This is a genomic window from Streptomyces sp. NRRL WC-3549, assembly GCF_000721935.1.
GTDB lineage: Bacteria > Actinomycetota > Actinomycetes > Streptomycetales > Streptomycetaceae > Streptomyces.
The window spans coordinates 28,173-32,197 of sequence record NZ_KL585436.1 but is presented as its reverse complement, the minus strand read 5'-3'; the positions used below and the strand labels follow the sequence as shown (position 1 = coordinate 32,197).

The 4,025-nt window shown below is 71.3% G+C and carries 6 protein-coding genes and 1 pseudogene; 3 read left to right on the top strand and 4 right to left on the bottom strand.

Annotated elements, in window-relative coordinates:
• On the top strand, window positions 1-505 hold a 505-nt coding region (locus IH13_RS0131730), incomplete at its 5' end, for a sensor histidine kinase (RefSeq protein WP_031089801.1).
• Window positions 506-541: 36 nt separating this feature from the next.
• Here the strand turns inward: IH13_RS0131730 and IH13_RS0131725 are convergent.
• The 4 genes and pseudogenes from IH13_RS0131725 to IH13_RS0131710 form a co-directional block, all read right to left on the bottom strand.
• Window positions 542-1,012 (bottom strand): annotated as a pseudogene (locus tag IH13_RS0131725) (MarR family winged helix-turn-helix transcriptional regulator); the annotation flags it as partial.
• Window positions 1,013-1,108: 96 nt separating this feature from the next.
• Window positions 1,109-1,855, bottom strand: a complete 747-nt coding sequence (locus IH13_RS0131720) for an AIM24 family protein (RefSeq protein WP_031089797.1) — start codon at window positions 1,853-1,855, stop codon at window positions 1,109-1,111.
• Entirely contained in the window at window positions 1,852-2,502 is a 651-nt protein-coding gene (locus IH13_RS0131715; RefSeq protein ID WP_031089796.1) for an AIM24 family protein, read from the bottom strand. Before IH13_RS0131715 ends, IH13_RS0131720 begins: the two co-directional genes overlap by 4 nt.
• Entirely contained in the window at window positions 2,502-3,134 is a 633-nt protein-coding gene (locus IH13_RS0131710; RefSeq protein WP_031089794.1) for an AIM24 family protein, read from the bottom strand. Before IH13_RS0131710 ends, IH13_RS0131715 begins: the two co-directional genes overlap by 1 nt.
• A gap of 221 nt (window positions 3,135-3,355) precedes the next feature.
• On the opposite strand from IH13_RS0131710, the gene IH13_RS0131705 reads away from it, so the two are divergent.
• Complete coding sequence (locus IH13_RS0131705) at window positions 3,356-3,706, top strand: DUF3817 domain-containing protein (protein ID WP_031089792.1); 351 nt, start codon at window positions 3,356-3,358, stop codon at window positions 3,704-3,706.
• Entirely contained in the window at window positions 3,703-3,996 is a 294-nt protein-coding gene (locus tag IH13_RS0131700; protein WP_031089790.1) for an MTH1187 family thiamine-binding protein, read from the top strand. Before IH13_RS0131705 ends, IH13_RS0131700 begins: the two co-directional genes overlap by 4 nt.
• The last annotated feature ends 29 nt before the right edge of the window (window positions 3,997-4,025 follow it).

Sequence of the window (4,025 nt, the reverse complement as noted above, 5' to 3'; positions counted from 1 at the left end):
GGCGCTCCCCGCCGATCTGCTGCTGCTGGCACGGCTGGACGCGGGGGAGCGGCCGGGGCGGACGGCGGTCGACCTGGGGGCGCTGGTGAGCGAGGAGGTGTCCCAGCGCACCGGTGACCGGATCCCGGTGGAGGTGGTGGTCGCGGAGGGCGACTCCTGCGAGGTGGGCGGTTCGCGCGGGCAGCTGGCCCGGGTGATCGGCAATCTGCTGGACAACGCGCAGCGGCACGCGGCCGGTTCGGTGGTGGTGACGGTGGCGGCGGACCGGCGGGACGTGCGCGTGGAGGTCGCCGACGACGGCGCCGGGGTCCCCGAGGGGGAGCGGGAGCGGATCTTCGAGCGGTTCGTACGGCTCGACGACGCCCGGAGCCGGGACGACGGCGGCGCCGGACTGGGCCTGGCCCTCGCCCGCGACATCGCGGTCCGGCACGGCGGCACCCTCACGGTGGGGACGTCACGCCCGGGCGGCGCGGCCTTCACCCTGCGGTTGCCGCGCCAGGGCTGAAAGGGCCGTCACGGCTTGCCCCGCCGGCCCCGCAGACTTGCCCCGCCGGCCCCGCAGATGGTCCGCGATCGGTGTCAGCGCCGCGTCCAGGTCGGCCAGCGCCTCGGGGGACAGCAGGTCCATGAAGTGCTTGCGCACCGACTCCACATGGTGCGGTGCGACCTTGCGCATCGTCTCGGCCCCCGGTCCGGTGAGGACCGCGAACAGACCGCGCCGGTCCGACTCGCAGTGCTCGCGGCGGACCAGGCCCGCGTTCTCCATGCGGGTGATCTGGTGCGAGAGCCGGCTCTTGGACTGCAGGGTGGCGGCGGCGAGGTCGCTCATCCGCATGCGCTGGTCGTCCGACTCCGAGAGGTTGACCAGGATCTCGTAGTCGTTCATGGTCAGCCCGTACGGCTGGAGGTCCCTCTCCAGCTGGTGCGTCAGCAGCCTGCTGACGTCCAGGTGGGTGCGCCAGGCGCACTGCTCCGCGTCGGTCAGCCAGCGGGTGGCCGTCTCGGTCTCCATATATGGATTCTACCTAAGAAGTTGAAAGCCGGACGAAGTCGGGGCGTGTGACGCCGCGCACGCGTCCGGCGGGCGTCACACTCCGCAGACTACCGTTCACAGCCCGAAGCGACGCTGGAGGTCCCCCAGCTGACCCGCCCCGCGCGCGGGGGACGCCGGCACACCGGGCTCGCCGGGGCCCGCACCCGTGGGCTGTCCGGGCATCAGCGCCTCGGTCGACTGGAGCAGCACCGTGCCCGCCCCGACGAACTCGAACTGGTGCTCCTCGCCCGAGGCGCCGCCGATCCCGGTCAGCCCGCGCAGGCCGCCCAGCACGCCCGTCATATAGCCGTGGTCGTAGTGGTGGCACGGGGAGGGGCAGTCCGCCCAGCCCACCAGAGCCTGCGGATCGACCCGCAGCGGCGGCTCCATGAAGACCACCGGGCCGTTGGACGCGGCCACGAACTTCCCCGTGCCGATGAGGGTCAGGAAGCCCGGCACGATCGACTGCTTCAGGGCCAGTGTCGGTTCGAACGCCAGCAGGTTGCCGGACCGGATCGTGAGGTTCCCGTCCTCCAGGTCGAAGGAGTTGACGTCGAACGCCCGGTCCGCCAGCAGCATCTTGCCGCTGCCCTCGGCCACCACCCAGTCGCTCGCGTGCAGCGGGGAGTGGAAACTGCTGCGGACCAGCCGTTCGAACCGGCCGTGGCCGATCCCGTCGAAGGCGATCTGCCCGTAGTAGGCGATCATCTTGCCCTTCTGCAGGAACCACCGGCTCCCCTTCAGGTCCACGCAGAAGGTGTACGCGTTGACGTTGTCGTCCGACGGCAGCGTCGTCGGGTCGAAGACCACGGGGCCGCTCACAGCTTCTCCTCCGACGCCTGGACGTACACCGCTCCGCTGCCGCTGAGCTCCAGCTGGAACGCCTCCCCCGAACCGCGCCCCACCATCTCCCGCCAGCCGAGCGCGGTGGACAGCCTGTTGGTCACCTCGCCGTGGTGCGCGACGTACGCCTGCGGGTCCACGTGCACCGTGTGCCCCGGGGTGATCGGCAGCTCGATCACCCCGCCGTGCGCCATCACCGCCACCGCGCCGTGGCCCTGGAGCGTCGTGGTGAACAGGCCCTGGCCGGTCACCTGGCCGCGCACCATGCCCATCACGCCGCCCTGCGAGCCCATGAACATCGTGCCCTGCCGGAGCGATCCGTCGAAGGCCAGCAGCCGGTCGGCCTCCACGTACAGGGTGTCGCCCGACAGGTCGATCACCTGGATGTGGTGGCCCCCGTGGCCGAACATCACCGTGCCGTTCCCCTCGACCGTCATCAGCGGGGTGGCCTCGCCCCGCACCCGCCGGCCGATCATCGAGCCGAGTCCGCCCTGCCCGCCCTGGATGTCCGGGGTGAAGGAGACGTCGCCCCGGTAGGCCAGCATCGCGCCCCGCTGGCTGTACAGCGTCCGGCCCGGGACCACCGTGGCCTCGACCATCTTGTCGTTGATCTCGCGGAACGGCATCAGACATCGCCCCCGAGGGTGTTGCGCTCGCTCGGCTGCACGTAGACGAGGCCCTCGCCCTCGAAGCGGATCTGGAACGCCTCGCCGGACCCCTCGCCCATGAACGTCCGGAAGTTCACCCCGGACTGGAACTGCTGCCGCAGCGAACCCTGGTGCGCGATGTAGGCGCCCGGGTCCACGTGCAGCGGGTACTGCGGGGTCACCCGGAGCGCCACGGCCGAGCCGTCCGACATGATGGCGGCCTGGCCGGTGCCCTCGACGGTCGTGGTGAACAGGCCGTTGCCGCTCGCCCCGCCGCGCAGTCCGGTGAAGGCGGTCCCGGTGCGCAGTCCGGCGTCGGTGGCCAGCAGGTTGCTCGCCTCCACGTAGAGCTTGTCGCCGTGCAGCGAGACGAGGCTGATCTCGCTCGCCCGGTCGGCGAAGTAGCAGGTGCCCTGCCCCTTCACCTCCATCACGGCCATCTGCTCGCCGGTCAGCCGGCGCGTCACCATGCCCCGGAGGCCGTCACCGCCGCCGGTCATCTTCTTGAAGGCCATCCGGCCGTCGTACGCGACCATCGAGCCGTTCTTCGCCTTGACGGCATCGCCCGTCAGATCGACGGCGAGCGTCTTGCTTCCCTGGAGTCGGAACATCGCCACGGGGCGACGGTAGTCCCCGGACCGCCGCGCGGACAGGCCCCCGGGGTGGAGACGTACCCCGATCCGACCCGGACGCGGCCCCGCGAAGCGCCGGTACGCGCCCTTCGCGCCCCGCCGTGACCCGCTGCCGTCCCCGGGGCGGGACGATGCCACAATGGCTGTGCTTGTGCTCGCGTTCACAAGCAGTGACGCCCCCTCCCATCGAAGGTGCCCTCGTGGACATCAAGACCGCTTCCGCCCTGCACCGGCTGCGCCTCATCTCGCTTCCCGAGGCGCTCTCCTTCCCGGCGCTGATCATCTTCGGCTCGGTGCTCAGCCGGGTCTCGGACATCGACTTCCTGATGATGCCGCTCGGTGCGCTGCACGGCATCCTCTTCACGATCTACGCGGTGTTCCTGCTGGACGTCTGGGTCAAGACGAAGTGGCCGCTCAAGCGCGTCGCCCTGTTCTTCCTCCTCGCCGTGATCCCCTTCGGCGGGCTGTACGGCGAGAAGCTGCTCAAGCGGTACGAGTCCGACGGCCTCATCGCCGCCCGCGCCCGCGCCGAGGGCACGGTGAACGCGTGATCGTCGCCTTCTCCGTCAGCCCGCTGGGCGTGGGCGAGGACGTCGGCGAGTACGTCGCCGACGCCGTCCGCGTCGTCCGCGAGTCCGGGCTGCCCAACCGCACGGACGCCATGTTCACCTCCGTCGAGGGCGAGTGGGACGAGGTGATGGACGTGGTGAAGCGGGCCGTCGCCGCCGTCGAGGCCCGCGCCGGACGCGTGTCCCTCGTCCTCAAGGCCGACATCCGGCCCGGGGTCACCGACGGTCTGACCTCCAAGGTGGAGACCGTGGAGCGCTACCTGGGGCGGTGAACGCCGGCCCGCCGAGGCCCCGTGCACCC